General features: G+C 48.0%; 12 protein-coding genes, 1 pseudogene and 1 riboswitch. Of the genes and pseudogenes, 11 read left to right on the forward strand and 2 right to left on the reverse strand.

Annotated elements, in window-relative coordinates:
- The first annotated feature begins 50 nt into the window (after nt 1–50).
- Nucleotides 51–839 carry a tRNA (adenine(22)-N(1))-methyltransferase TrmK gene (locus tag AEA42_RS16435; protein ID WP_037419037.1) on the forward strand — a complete coding sequence of 263 codons (789 nt, stop codon included), beginning with the start codon at nt 51–53 and terminating at the stop codon, nt 837–839.
- 112 nt (nt 840–951) lie between these two features.
- Nucleotides 952–1,482: an NUDIX domain-containing protein gene (locus AEA42_RS16440; protein WP_055648294.1), complete on the forward strand. Its 531-nt coding sequence runs from the start codon at nt 952–954 to the stop codon at nt 1,480–1,482.
- 110 nt (nt 1,483–1,592) lie between these two features.
- Here the strand turns inward: AEA42_RS16440 and AEA42_RS16445 are convergent, their stop codons facing one another.
- Nucleotides 1,593–2,276 (reverse strand): hemolysin III family protein, encoded by a 684-nt coding sequence (locus tag AEA42_RS16445; RefSeq protein ID WP_055648295.1) that lies wholly within the window; start codon nt 2,274–2,276, stop codon nt 1,593–1,595.
- 602 nt (nt 2,277–2,878) lie between these two features.
- Here AEA42_RS16445 and AEA42_RS16450 point away from each other — a divergent pair.
- The 9 genes from AEA42_RS16450 (at nt 2,879) to AEA42_RS16490 (ending at nt 13,672) form a co-directional block, all read left to right on the forward strand.
- The gene (locus AEA42_RS16450) at nt 2,879–3,811 is read left to right on the forward strand and encodes a hypothetical protein (protein ID WP_226871870.1); all 933 of its coding nucleotides are present in this window, start codon (nt 2,879–2,881) and stop codon (nt 3,809–3,811) included.
- A gap of 175 nt (nt 3,812–3,986) precedes the next feature.
- Nucleotides 3,987–4,085: riboswitch (TPP riboswitch) on the forward strand.
- Nucleotides 4,086–4,244: 159 nt separating this feature from the next.
- The gene (gene thiC, locus AEA42_RS16455; RefSeq protein WP_055648297.1) at nt 4,245–6,407 is read left to right on the forward strand and encodes a phosphomethylpyrimidine synthase ThiC; all 2,163 of its coding nucleotides are present in this window, start codon (nt 4,245–4,247) and stop codon (nt 6,405–6,407) included.
- A gap of 2 nt (nt 6,408–6,409) precedes the next feature.
- A complete protein-coding gene (gene thiE / locus AEA42_RS16460; RefSeq protein WP_055648298.1) occupies nt 6,410–8,107 on the forward strand; it encodes a thiamine phosphate synthase in 1,698 nt (565 codons plus the stop codon).
- Nucleotides 8,104–9,042: a HesA/MoeB/ThiF family protein gene (locus tag AEA42_RS16465; protein ID WP_055648299.1), complete on the forward strand. Its 939-nt coding sequence runs from the start codon at nt 8,104–8,106 to the stop codon at nt 9,040–9,042. Before thiE ends, AEA42_RS16465 begins: the two co-directional genes overlap by 4 nt.
- Nucleotides 9,039–9,242 carry a sulfur carrier protein ThiS gene (gene thiS, locus AEA42_RS16470; RefSeq protein ID WP_037418815.1) on the forward strand — a complete coding sequence of 68 codons (204 nt, stop codon included), beginning with the start codon at nt 9,039–9,041 and terminating at the stop codon, nt 9,240–9,242. The genes AEA42_RS16465 and thiS overlap by 4 nt, the downstream gene beginning before the upstream one ends.
- A gap of 1 nt (nt 9,243) precedes the next feature.
- Nucleotides 9,244–10,008, forward strand: coding sequence for a thiazole synthase (locus tag AEA42_RS16475; RefSeq protein ID WP_055648300.1), 765 nt, complete (start codon nt 9,244–9,246; stop codon nt 10,006–10,008).
- Nucleotides 10,005–11,120, forward strand: coding sequence for a 2-iminoacetate synthase ThiH (thiH, locus tag AEA42_RS16480; protein ID WP_055648301.1), 1,116 nt, complete (start codon nt 10,005–10,007; stop codon nt 11,118–11,120). Before AEA42_RS16475 ends, thiH begins: the two co-directional genes overlap by 4 nt.
- Before the next feature lie 111 nt (nt 11,121–11,231).
- Entirely contained in the window at nt 11,232–11,495 is a 264-nt protein-coding gene (locus tag AEA42_RS16485) for a hypothetical protein (protein ID WP_037418823.1), read from the forward strand.
- 2 nt (nt 11,496–11,497) lie between these two features.
- The gene (locus AEA42_RS16490) at nt 11,498–13,672 is read left to right on the forward strand and encodes a putative metalloprotease CJM1_0395 family protein (protein WP_055648302.1); all 2,175 of its coding nucleotides are present in this window, start codon (nt 11,498–11,500) and stop codon (nt 13,670–13,672) included.
- 452 nt (nt 13,673–14,124) lie between these two features.
- On the opposite strand, the pseudogene AEA42_RS22960 reads toward AEA42_RS16490, so the two are convergent.
- Nucleotides 14,125–14,253, reverse strand: a pseudogene (locus tag AEA42_RS22960) (LysR family transcriptional regulator); the annotation flags it as partial.
- Between the last annotated feature and the right edge of the window lie 127 nt (nt 14,254–14,380).

Here is a 14,380-nt window from a genome sequence, read left to right on the forward strand (position 1 = left end):
CGGCTTATGGCGCTCAAGCATGTATGGGCGCGATTTTTGAGGCGTCAGCGGTGAAAATCAGTCAGCGATTACAGCAGATCAATCAGATGGTAGAGCAAGGATACGATCATATTTGGGACTGCTGCTGCGATCATGGTTTACTCGGCATGCTGTTACTGCAAAGAAATGCCGCGCCTAAAGTGCATTTTGTCGATTGTGTGGCGCCCTTAATGCAGCAACTCAGCCTTGAGTTAGCTCGGTTTTTCCCCCGGCAGCCTATCTCAAACGCTCAAAACGAAAAAGAGCAAACCACCCATGCCCAGAGTGAATGGCAAGTGCATTGTCTGGATGTGGCGGCGTTGCCACTGGCGCATTACGGCAAGCAAGCCAAGCACTTAGTGATTATTGCGGGTGTGGGGGGCGAGTTATTGGTTGAACTGGTGCGCAGCATAGTGTCGTGTTATGGCCAGTATCACAGCGACAATCACAACCATTCTTATCATTCCAGCCCGCTCGAGTTTATTTTGTGTCCCGTGCATCATAATTATCATGTGCGCAGCTCACTTGCAGAGTTGGGATTATCCCTTAAGCAGGAATATTTACTCGAAGAAAATCAGCGCTTCTATGAGATATTGCATTTAACCCATTCGAGTACAGCTTCGAAGCGCAATGACGTGGCACCCTTAAGTTCGACTGGCTCAATTATGTGGCAAGGGTTAGATGCGGATAAAACCAGCCAGGCTAAGCGTTATCTTGTGCAGACAATCAGCCATTACCAACGTATCCCCGAGAGCCGCTTGCCAAATAAGGCGCAAATAGTTGCGGCCTATCAGCAAATCTTGCGGCAACTAAGCAACTGAATTAACCCGTTTCAAGTGTACGTATTGTTGTGCGTGTTGCTTGAAAACGGTTTTGCTCTATAAATCCATAAAGTTGGTTTATGCTAATAGGCCGTTAATCTTGAGTTTTTCTATGCGTTTATTGAAGTCCACCCGAGCCGCCAATATCAATTTGAAACAGGCAAGGATCTTTTATCGCCAAGCCGCCCGCGCCATTGTGCTGTCGGGGGAAGATATTTTGCTGCTCTATACCCAAAAATATCGAGATTACGGCTTGCCCGGCGGTGGTGTGGATAAGGGCGAGAGCATCGAGGTTGGGCTTATTCGTGAGTTACAGGAAGAAACCGGCGCCATTGCAGCTAACGTTATTGCACCCTTTGGCCGCTATGAAGAATATCGACCTTGGTTTCGCGAAGGCGCCAACATAGTACATATGGATTCCTATTGCTACCTGTGTGAAATCGATATGACTTTAGGTAACCGTGGCTTAGGTGAGCCAAAGCTTGAAGCCCATGAAGTGAAAAACGGTATGCGCCCTGAGTGGATCAATATCCATCAAGCCATTGCCCATAATGAAGAAATTCAGCGCACCTTCGCCAACAAAGGCCAATCTATCGACAGGGAAACCTTTTTGCTGAAACAGATAGTTGCAGAATTATTGTAGATAACGCTTGGCTGGCGACTTTATCACTTAGCCATAAAACTCAGTCTCAAAGCATTGATATAAAAAAGCCACCCAGAGAATGGCTTGTGTGACTCAGAGTGCGTGAGATGCTAGATCACTGTTAAATAAATACAGAAGAAATGACTCATCGCGCCAGCTAGCACAAACAGATGCCAAATCGCGTGATTGTACGGAATACGTTTGCCGACATAAAAGATCACTCCAAGGGTGTAAAACAACCCGCCCAATAGCAGTAGATTAAATCCAAGCGGTGACATTGCTGCTGTCAAATCGCCAATCACCGTCATACAAAGCCAACCCATCGCCAGATATAACACAAGACTGAGTTTTTTAAATCGGTGAATAAATAAGGTCTTAAATAAAATCCCACCAATAGCCAAAGACCAAATCGCCGTCAGGATAATGGTTGAAAGCTGTCCATGCAGGCTGATTAACATCAGTGGGGTGTAGGTGCCCGCAATTAAGCAGTAGATAGCACAATGGTCGGCAATCTTAAGTTTATGTTTCCAGCCTACATGCGTCACGCTGTGATACAGGGTAGAACTTAAAAACAACAGGATAAGGCTTGTACCATAAATAATAACACCTGTAAGTTGAATATTGGTGAGATGATCTGCGCCCTTAAGTAGCATAAAGATTAAGCCCACTACACCTGCAATCACCCCTAGGCCATGGCTGATACTATTGGCAATCTCTTCACTAAGGCTATAGCTACTGATGTTCAATGGTTTTTCATGACTCATTTGCGGCTCTATCAAACTCTGGCTTGGCATGCTGTTGATCCACTCGATGGCGATAATGATTGAGTCTATCAGTAGATAAAAGGGAAAGCTACAATTGGCTTACACGTGTAAGCTGATTTGTTTTGCGTGTTCTTGCCATTGGCTATAACACTGATGAGTTCTGTTGTCCTTGTACAAGATTATGGTACTGGTTTACAACTGAATAATGTCACTGCTTTGGAACTTTGTTCGACTCACTTTCTCTAATTCTCCGTAAGATGTCATGGATTTGTTAAGTACTTTATTCATTAAGTACTAAGGGATTGATTTTGCCTGTTCGATCGAATATAGCCCCAGAAGATGATCTTAGTGTTGATGTGCTCGGCCGCGTTACAAACGATGAGACCGCACCATTTTCCGCTTTGCCTTTTTGTGCAACGTTTTTAAGTGCTACAGCCCAAGGCGCTACAGATTTGAACACTAAGCCTTTTAGCGCTTTAAGTGTTCATGTCGAGTCTTGTGATAACAATCTACACCTCAATTTAAGTAAAGCAGACCAAAGATCAATCGATAGCACATTTAAAACATCTTCAAATCTAAGCGGGCGAGAGCGGCCACATTATTTCAATCTTAAGCTATTGCTTTGGGTCATCTTGGGTCATGGCTTACTGCTGTTTTTATTAATTTTTTTATGGCGAACCCAGTCGGAACACTTAGGGCTGCATTTTACTGAATCATCTGCTAACGCACGGACTACAACCAAAGCGTTAAAGGCATATTTTATTTATGCGCCGCCAACGCAAACTGCTCCAGCGGATTCTGCTCAAGATATCTCAGTGGAAGAGTTTATTAACACTAGCGAGCCGATAACCTCACCGCCTAATACCGTAAAGCCGGCAGCTGATATTGAGCAGTCAGCGAAAGTGTCACCAAAAGTCGCAGTAAAGCTGACGCCAAAACCCATGGAGCAGATAGCCAAACCTCCAGAAGTCAGCGCCCAAGAATCAAAAGTAACAGAATCAAAAGCATCAGTACCAAACACATCTGTGCCTAACACCTCAACGCCGAACACCTCAACTCAGGGCCAAACCCAGCAGAGTGCAAAAGAGGCTGTTAAACCGAAAAAGGCAGAAACCCAATCACGCTCGGCACAAGCGGTAAGTACAGAGCAATCTGCGGTAAGTGGGCAAAGCGGTGGGGCGGCGGGCAGTGTGGGATTGTTTACTCAGCGTTATTTTGAACGACAGCGTGAGCAAGCTTTAGATGATTTAGTGTTAGAGCAAGCAAATCATTACAGCAAACGGTCGAATTTGTCTGAAATGAGCCCCGAGATGGAGGTACTGATTGTGCCCAATGCCGACGATTTTAGCGGCCCCACCAGTTTGGATTTAGAGCTGGATCCGAATCGTATCGTTCGTCAAGGTAATACCTGTTATCGGGTCGTCAAAGTAGGCACCCCAATTAATCCCTATGCTGAGAACTTAGGTTTCCCCTTCGATTGCAGTGGCAAGAAAATGAACCAAGAAATTGATGATGCCATTAAGGCGCAGCTCGATAAAATGATGGTAAAGCGGCCAAAAGGTTAAAAAATAGTGATGATAAATTTTCACTAAAAATAGTTTAAACTATGATCGCTAAAACAAATTTAGATTAAAGTCATTTAAATACATTGCTTTATGTGTTCTTTAATTTTGATTGATAATTTAATTTTTATTCTGAAATTACGCTTGTTTGTTCGCAGCGCTTCTGCCTATACTTTTGCCCATCTTGTCGGAGTGCCTCTTGGCTGAGACCGTTTATTCGGGATCCGTTGAACCTGATCAGGTTAAAACCTGCGAAGGAAACAAGCATAATAACTTCCATTAAATCGTATCAGCGGCAATCTTTTGCCGTCTATTTACCCATCGATTTAGTCGTTATTGAGTCAGTAAATCCACTTACGGTTTACAAGGCTCAGCTCTCAACACTCAAGTCTCCAGACAAGCAACCCCATTTTTATTTGTTAAAGTGAGATTGCTTATGTCCAGTTTAGAATCGTCCTCAGAATCACTTGCCGTGAACACTCATGGGCAAAGGAGCCGCCGTGCGGCGCGCGCCGAGGCACAAGCCTTTATCGATACCCTTAAACCATTACAACATCCTAATTCGCAAAAGTTGTATTTGCAGGGAAGCCGCGAGGATCTCCGTGTAGGAATGCGGCAAATTCTGCAAACCGATACGCGGATTGGCGGCACTACGGCCGCGCCGATAATCGAGAAAAATCCTCCCATACCGGTGTACGACTGCGCTGGCCCGTATTCCGATCCGGCTGCGCAAATTAACGTGCGTCAAGGACTAGCCAAACTCAGATTACCGTGGATTATTGAGCGCCAAGATACCGAAGTGCTCGATTGCGCAACCTCAGATTTTACCCAGCAACGCCTAAAAGATGATGGGCTCGATCATCTGCGTTTCGACGCCGGCTCAAGTGCGATTGTTCGTCCTCGCCGCGCCTTACCGGGTAAACGCGTGAGCCAATTACACTATGCCCGCCAAGGGATCATTACCCCTGAAATGGAATATGTGGCGATTCGGGAAAATATGGCGCTCGCCAAGGTGCAAGATGAAATCTTAAACCGCCGCGGCCAAGGTGAATCCTTCGGCGCGGTAATAGGTAAACCGATTACCCCTGAGTTTGTCCGCGACGAAATTGCCCGTGGACGCGCCATTATTCCGTTAAATATCAATCATCCAGAAGCTGAGCCTATGATTATTGGCCGTAACTTCTTAGTGAAAGTAAATGCCAATATCGGTAACTCGGCGGTCACGTCTTCCATCGAGGAGGAAGTGGAAAAGCTTGTTTGGTCAACCCGTTGGGGCGCGGACACTGTGATGGACTTGTCCACTGGCCGGTATATCCATGAAACCCGTGAATGGATTATCCGTAACTCGCCAGTGCCGATTGGCACAGTGCCGATTTATCAAGCATTGGAAAAAGTGAATGGTGTTGCTGAGCACCTGACCTGGGAAGTGTTTCGCGATACTTTGATTGAGCAAGCGGAGCAGGGCGTCGATTACTTTACCATCCACGCGGGTGTGTTATTGCGCTATGTGCCGATGACAGCCAAACGGGTGACTGGGATCGTGTCCCGCGGCGGCTCTATTATGGCCAAATGGTGCTTGAGCCACCATCAAGAAAACTTCCTCTATACCCATTTCCGTGAGATTTGCGAGCTGTGCGTTGCCTACGATGTGTCGCTGTCATTAGGCGACGGTATGCGACCTGGCTCCATTGCCGATGCCAATGACGAGGCACAGTTTGCCGAGCTTGAGACCTTAGGCGAGTTGGTCAAAATCGCTTGGGAATACGATGTACAGACCATTATCGAAGGGCCTGGACATATCCCGATGCAACTTATCAAAGAGAATATGGATATGCAGCTTATCCACTGCGCCGAGGCGCCGTTTTATACCCTAGGGCCGCAAATTACCGATATTGCGCCGGGTTACGATCACTTCACCTCAGGGATAGGTGCGGCGATGATCTCATGGTATGGCTGCGCCATGCTCTGCTATGTGACGCCGAAAGAGCACTTAGGTTTGCCCAATAAGCAGGACGTCAAACAAGGGCTGATTGCCTACAAGATTGCCGCCCATGCAGCCGATATTGCAAAAGGCCACCCAGGCGCGCAGATCCGCGACAATGCATTATCTAAGGCGCGTTTTGAATTCCGTTGGGAAGATCAATATAACCTAGGGCTCGACCCTGATACCGCCCGAGCCTATCACGATGAATCCCTGCCACAGGAGTCGGCAAAGGTTGCGCACTTTTGCTCTATGTGTGGCCCTAAGTTCTGCTCGATGAAGATCACCCAAGATGTGCGCGACTATGCGGCAAGTTTAGCGGCGGGTACGTTGTCAGTGGCTTCGTCAAGCCAAAATGTTGAGAGCGCTGAAGTGCTTGCATCGATAAAACCAGCTCAACAAGGGCAAGCTAGCAAAGAAGCAACCCAGCAGATCAGAGTCAAAACCCAAGATGAATTAGCGGCGGCCATGGCGCAAAAATCGGCAGAGTTTGCGGCCTCGGGCGCCAAGTTGTATCTACCGCTGGGCGAGGCTAATACAGCTAAAACTGCCAATGAATCGGGCAAGTATCAGGATGGGACTGAGCTCAAACCAACAGCACAGGTTGCGGAGGTTTGATAATGACCCTTACTAAAGATATTAGCCTGGTGGCGCCTAAACCTATCGTCTGGACCATTGCGGGGTCGGACAGTGGTGGCGGCGCGGGGATCCAAGCCGACTTGGCTACCATCAATGATTTGGGCGGCCATGGATGCAGCGTGATCACCACGTTAACGGCCCAAAGTTCGGTGGCGGTAGCGTTAGTTGAGCCTGTGAGTGAGGCAATGTTACTCACACAGCTTTCGACCCTGTTAGCCGATTTACCGCCTCAGGCGATTAAAATTGGCTTACTCGCAAATCAGCAGCAAGTGCACTTAGTTGCCGATTGGTTGGCTGGTTTTAAAACCCAATTTCCGCTCGTCCCCGTTATTCTCGACCCTGTAATGGTTGCCAGCTGTGGGGATGAGCTCGGCGATAAGAGCACTGCAAGTAAACCTCTGGATTTTACTCCTTTTAAGGGCTTGATTAGCCTGATAACGCCGAATGTGCAGGAGTTGGCAAGGCTTACTGTCGCCACTAACAAACAAGCGTCACCAATACACACAAAAGCAGAATTCGCCTCTGCGGCAATGCAACTCTCTGCGCAATTAGCGTGCAGCGTATTAGCCAAGGGCGGCGATATTGATTTTGCGGTTCAGGCAAGTGCTGGCATTAACACCAGTGATGTCTTAAGCGATCAAAAAAGCGATATCACAAGTCATCGCATCGCTACAGAGAATCAGCATTTTGCGGAAGATTTGTTGATTTGTCATCAGGTTACTGGCTGCTCACCGCTTGACGCGAATGGTGGTTTTTGGCTCAGTAGTGCGCGGATAAACACGCGCCATAACCACGGCAGTGGTTGTACTCTGTCTTCAGCCATCGCCTCAGTGTTAGCCTTTGGGTTTGTATTGCAGGATGCGGTTGTGGTAGCAAAAGCCTATGTCAATCAAGGCTTAACTTATGCAGTGGGGATTGGCCAAGGCCCCGGACCACTTGCGCGTACCGCATGGCCGCACAGCTTAACGGCGTATCCTTACGTCACTTCTTACCCTAAAAATAGCTTGAGTGAATCCAGTGATTTGCAATGCGGCGCGTTTAAGCGCCTTGATCCTGACTTAGGGATTTATCCCGTTGTCGATAACTTACTGTTACTCGAACAATTATTGGCGGGGGGCGTGAAGACGGTACAGCTCAGGATAAAGTCTAATGCGCTAAAGTCTAATGTGCTGGCGTCGGACGAACTTGAGGCACAAATCCAAACCGCGATTGCCTTAGGTAAACACTATGATGCGCAGCTTTTTATCAATGATCATTGGCAGTTAGCGATAAAGCATGGCGCATTTGGGGTACATCTTGGACAAGAAGATCTAGCGGTGACGGATCTAAACGCCATTCATGGCGCGGGATTGGCGCTTGGCATCTCTAGCCACGGTTATTTCGAGTTGCTGCGTGCCCATCAACATGCGCCATCTTACATCGCCCTTGGGCATATTTTCCCGACGACGACCAAGCAAATGCCATCGGTGCCACAAGGGTTATTCAAGTTAGCGCATTATGTTGAACTGTTAAAAGCGCATTATCCCTTAGTGGCAATTGGCGGCATCGGGCCTTCGAATCTTGCCCAAGTCAAAGCCTCTGGGGTGAACAATATTGCCGTGGTGCGGGCGATTACCGAATCAAGCGATCCAATAATGGCCTTTGCCGAATTGACGCGAGCTTGGGAGTCAAGCTTATGAGCATGACACAAGAGCAGGCGCAATCCCTTGCCGATAAAGACTTTATTCGTTATTCGCGGCAAATATTTTTACCTGAGGTCGGCGAGACTGGCCAGTTGCAGCTTAAACAGGCTCATGTCCTTATCGTAGGCCTCGGCGGCCTTGGGCAATTGGCTGCGCAGTATTTAGCCTGCGCCGGTGTTGGGCGCTTAACGCTTGTCGACGGTGATAGGGTGGAATTGTCCAATCTGCCAAGGCAATTACTCTTTAATGACGACGATATTGACCATCACAAAGCCCTCATTGCTAAACAGAAATTAGCCGTGTTGGCGCAAGGTTGTGAGATTGATGCCTTTGCCGAGCAATTGACTCTAGAGTCTGCGAGCGATGTATTAGCTCACCTGTTAACCCATAGCGAAGAAACTCGGTTAGTACTTGATTGCACGGATAATCTTACTGCGCGCCATTGTATCAATCGGCTGTGTATCGAGCATGCCTTGCCTTTGGTGAGCGCCTCGATTGCAGCCTTTAACGGCCAACTGTTTGCCGTTGATCAACAGCGTTTCCCTATGGGAGGCTGTTATCACTGTATCTTCCCCTCGAATACTCGCGCGCCACAAAACTGTAGCAGTCAAGGAGTGCTCGGCCCCAGTGTCGGCGTGATGGCATCGATGCAGGCGCTGCTAGCGATGCAATTGTTGCTCTTAGCCACGCCGCCAACTTCTACAACAAAACAAACGGGTAATCAGTCTTTCGAAGAGACAAGTCACCCAGTCACCTCCACGAGAGCGCTACTTGGCCGATTTTGGCGTTTCGATGCTAAGTTACTCCAATGGCATTCGGCCGCATTAACCCGTGATCCCGAGTGCAAGGTGTGCGGATTAAAGCCGAGTGCATTAATGCAATCAACCACAGCTGCTTCATTCAAATCTGTCCCTAATCGAGGTTTGTTATGATTTTAATTCATCTCAATAATGTGCCCCAAACACTTCAACAACCGCTCAGTTTACAAGCCTTGTTAGAAGCACAAAATATTAATCAACAATCAGTCGCATTAGTGCTAAATGAGGCCGTAGTGCCAAGGCATAGATGGTCATCTATCCTCTGCCACCATGAGGATAAGATTGATGTATTTGCCGTGGTCGCGGGAGGTTAAGATGTTAACGATTGCAGGTGTGGAATTTGAGTCACGATTATTTACGGGCACGGGAAAATTCAGCTCAAGTCAGCTGATGCTAGAGTCAATTAAGGCGTCTCAGTCGCAGTTGGTGACCGTTGCAATGAAAAGAATTGATTTAAAAACTGGGGCCGATGATTTGCTATCGCCACTTAGGCAAGCGGGCGTGCGACTCTTGCCTAATACCTCGGGCGCGCGTAATGCTAAGGAAGCGATATTCGCCGCGGAATTAGCGCAGGAAATGCTGGGAACACAATGGGTTAAACTTGAAATTCATCCCGATCCCAAATACCTGATGCCCGATGCAGTCGAGACGTTAGCCGCAGCCAAAATCCTCTGTGAACGTGGCTTTATTGTGATGCCCTACGTGCATGCCGATCCCGTGCTGTGCCGGCGTTTAGAGGATGTTGGCTGCGCCGCTGTGATGCCACTGGCAAGCCCAATTGGCACCAATCAGGGGTTGGTGACTGAGCCTTTCATCAAGATGATTATCGAGCAAGCAAGGGTGCCGGTGGTGATTGATGCGGGAATTGGCGCGCCATCCCATGCAGCGCACGCGATGGAGTTAGGTGCCGATGCCGTGCTGGTTAATACCGCCATTGCCAGCAGCGCATCTCCCATTGAAATGGCATTGTGCTTTAAGGATGCGGTAGATTGCGGGCGACGCACCTTTGAAGCTGGGCTTGGCCGGGTGCAAACCCAGGCTGTGCATACCAGCCCATTAACGGGATTTTTACAGCAATGAGTTTTGTCGATCAATTTACCCGTATTGAACGGGATAAGTTATTGCTGGCGTTATATTCCTGCACGGCGGTGGAGGTTGAGCGTGCCCTGATGCAACCCGAGGGTAACCTACGGAGTTTACTCGCCTTGCTGTCTCCTGCGGCCGAGCCCTATATCGAAGAGATGGCACAGCGCTCGGCAGCGCTCACTCGGCAACGCTTTGGGGCCAATATCGGATTGTACTTACCACTGTACTTGTCCAATCTTTGCGCTAACGAATGTGATTACTGTGGTTTTAGCATGAGCAATAAGCTCAAGCGTAAAGTGCTCAATGAGCAGGAACTTGCTGCCGAAATGGCGATTATAAAATCCCGCGGCTTTGATTCTATCTTGCTAGTGTCGGGAGAGCATGAAACTAAGGTTGGAATGGATTACTTTCAGCGGGTTTTACCGTTGGTAAAACAGCAGTTTAGTTATGTGGCTATGGAGGTGCAGCCGCTTGAGGAGATTGATTATCGCCAGCTTGTTGAGCAAGGGCTGGATGCTGTGATGGTGTATCAAGAAACCTACCAAGCCGCGACTTATGCTAAACATCACACCCGAGGCAAAAAACAGGACTTCGCCTATCGGCTTGCCACGCCCGATCGCGTTGCCCGTGCGGGTATCGATAAGATAGGCCTCGGTGTGTTACTAGGATTAGATGACTGGCGGCTCGATGCCTTACTGATGGGCCACCATTTGGACTATTTAGAACGACATTACTGGCGTACTCGTTTTAGTATTTCTCTACCACGTTTGCGGCCTTGTACTGGTGGCATAACACCAAAAGTGCATTTAACCGATCTTGGACTGGTGCAAATGATCTGTGCCTTTAGACTTTTTAATCAACAACTTGATATCAGTTTATCGACCCGCGAGGCACCATCGCTTCGGGACAATTTACTGCCTCTTGGGATAACGCAAATGAGTGCGGGCAGTTCAACTCAGCCCAGAGGTTACCAAGCACCTGATAGTCAGCTCGATCAGTTTGAGATCAGCGATGAGCGAACTGTTGAGCAGGTCATCAGTCAAATGCGGCTCAAGGGATTTAACCCCGTCTTTAAGGATTGGGAATCGGCTTGGATAGCCTGTTAAAAAGGAGCTGAAAATGAGCAAAAAAGCTGTCCATAAGAGGGATAAATCTGTACATCAAGGTAGGTTTGGTCAATAATTAACCTAGTGTTCACCAGATGCAGGAATCCCTTTATGCAAATCCAATCTGCTTATGCTTCCGGTCTGCAAGGCTTGCAAACGGCTCAATCAGGCTTAACACAGGCTACGATTGATGTGGCTAAACCGAGTCCTTCGCAAAGCGCTGCACCCACAGAAACCGCTAAGGCGGTAGATGAAACCGATAAAACCTCAGCATTAGTTGCTGCCAATTCATCATTGCGACAAGGCGAAGCATCGACTGAGGTACTCGAGAGAGAATCTGAAACTATAGGTTCGATTATTAACATCAAGGTGTAACTATGTCGGTCATGGCGCTGTCATCCCAGGTTGGCGCGCCATCCAATTCGTTTTTGAGTGCTGATAAGCCCATTGAGCCGCTAAAAGGAGCAAAACCTCAAAGTGGACGGGTTTATCAAGGTGACAATAGTCAGACGGTTGCTAACCATAGTGCTTCAACGGCTAGCCTTCATGCACCAAAATCCGAAGTGAATGGGGCACTTGAACCGTCTTTAAGTAGCTTTACTGCTGCGTCCAACCAAACTTTGCTTTTCACTGGGACTCAGCCTGAGTTATTGGCAGGCGCTAAATCGAGTTATGCGAGCCTTTCTTCTAGCGCGAATAATGTTGCGATACAGAAAGCTATTGTAGATTTAGGTGTAAACGCTTCTGCTCAGCTATATTCAAACCCCTCCGCTCCAAAACTGATAGATTCGACTTCACAGTCTTCAACTAATAAAAGTTTTAGTTTACTCACAGGACCACGTTCCATAGATGGCATGAGAGGTGGGCAAATTGCTGCCTCTCAGACAGCCGTGTCAGTGTTGAGTGCTCCGTATATGGGGCTTTCAACCTTGAATGGTGCCGTTAATCCTCTGGTGTCTTTGGCGCCAAGCACAACCGCTTACTCAACTGAAAGCGATATCGGTAGTATTACTTCGTCAAATTCGGATTTCGCCAATATATTCCCGACTTCAGATCCCATCACAACGAGTGTCGTACCATTGGGACAACAAAAGGCCACTAGTACAGCAATGAGTCCTTTTGCTACTGAGTTTGCAGGGGCTGATGTTGTGGGTACTTCTTCGGGGACCCGCGATTCGGTGGTGACCAACGTTGGTGATAGAACCTCGCCTCAGGCAAACAGTTTGAGTGAGCAGTTTAGTCATATCTTTGGCCAACATGCCGCGACCAAGGAACCAGTTGGGAGTGAATCGGTAGCAGGCGAACTTTCTCACATTCAGCAAAATCAAAATCAAGCTGAACAAGTTCGTGATGAGCAAGCTAAGCAAGCAAGGGAAAAGGCTATACAAGAGCAGGAGCAAAAACAACAAGCATTAGCCGAAGCCTTTGCTAAAGCCGATAATAGCCAACAAGCTCAGCAGACACAGGGCGAACAAACTCGCCAGCAAGACTTAGCGAAAGAGCAAGTCAAACAGACACAAGAAAAGGCGATAGAGCAACAAAAAGCCCAAATTGATGAATTAAAAGCAAGGGACACAGAAGTCAAAGCTCACGAGCACGCTCATGCCAGCGTGGGTGGTCAATATGCCCAAAGCCCCAGTTTCAAGTATGAAAAAGGTGCTGATGGCCAACGCTATGCCACCGACGGTGAAGTACAAATCGATGTGTCGATAGTACCAGGCGATCCTCTGGCGACCATCAATAAGATGAAGCAAGTCTATGCGGCCGCTATGGCGCCAGTTGACCCATCTTCTGCCGATATTCGCGTGGCGGCGCAAGCACTGCAGAAAATGAATGAGGCCAAGGCTAAACTTGCTGAGGAACGTCAACAGCAGATTGTTGACCAGTCCACAACGGAAACCTTAATAGGCGCCGAGGCGCAACTTGAAAACTTGCCACAGCTCAAAGAACGTCATATTCAAGTCACGGGTAAGGTTGATGCCGACGGTAATATCACGGTCCCCCAAGACGAGCCATCGGCTCCTGTTACCGAAGTGATTGATAAGATTAAGCAAGCCATTGCGGCGCAGGTTGCATCGAGTGATACCTCTGATGCCGTAAATGTCATAGAGGTTGAAAATAGCGATACAATTGAACCTCCAACAGCAACCTTGGCCGTTGGTTCTGTGCAATCTAGCCAAGCTGAAAATCCGCAGATTTCCTCACAGCGACTCGAATCATCCGCTCGCTTGTTCAACAAGGGTGCATTGAATCTTAACCAAAGGGACAGCAATGCGGTTCGTTTCTATGATGCGGTAGCCGTAGCAGCGCTAGCCAGTAATCAAAACTCAACACTAGTGCACAATGAGTCGAGTGTTGATGCACATCGTGGGGAGATAGCAGAACCAATAGACGATTCTGCATTGGCGTCTAGCTCGACTGTTTATGGGGAGAATAGTCTTATTTCCAATGGATTAACACTTGACTCATCAAACCGCCAAGACACTCGCGGCCTGTTCAACCCTCAAACTTTAGCACTGCATCGTCCGCGTTTCTTAGATGTGAATGTCTAGGGCGTGTTGACGTTTCGAGATTAGATTTTGTTCGTTCTGGCAAGCACGTGCTCGCGAAACGAGGAATGATGTGTAGTTATTCTACTCAAATGACGAGCGGCTCTTATGACAGAAAGTAAGAGCAAGTGCTTGCTAGGCGAACCCTTCGGGCAGCATTTGGCTGGCTTTTCTGCCGCGTTATCGTCCGTTTATGTAGAATAACTACACAGCACGGACTTTGCCTTGCATAAAAGCCAGCCAAATTGCTGCAAAAATACCCCTAAAACGTCAACACGCCCTAGCCTCTAATTCTCGATATTCTCGCAAATATTAACCGAGTAGCGTTTGCCCATTAAGGCCTATCGCTTAATCGTGCTCTGTTTGCAAGTTCATTAGCCATGAATCAAATAACAGTGACTCTCGATTTGCCAAGCACTCATTTTGCCGTGCTAGAGGAAACAACCTTAGCGTTATCAATCGGTAGTGCTCACACCATGGTGCTTTAGGATATAAGAGGCCAGCAGTTTCGAGGCGGGGCCTTGGTGATCGCGGTTGGGTATCACAAGGCTAAGCATTATCCGTCGTTTCTGGCTGCCTTGCAGCCGTCATTCCGCACCTAATTTTCGATTTAAAAAACTTGACGGCGATCGGTCATTCTGATCTATTACTCTCTTTTGCAGGTAATTCATCATGGCCGCTCCCGCTATCTCTATCCGTAACCTCGACCAC

This window comes from Shewanella sp. Sh95, assembly GCF_001308045.1.
Classification (GTDB): domain Bacteria; phylum Pseudomonadota; class Gammaproteobacteria; order Enterobacterales; family Shewanellaceae; genus Shewanella; species Shewanella xiamenensis.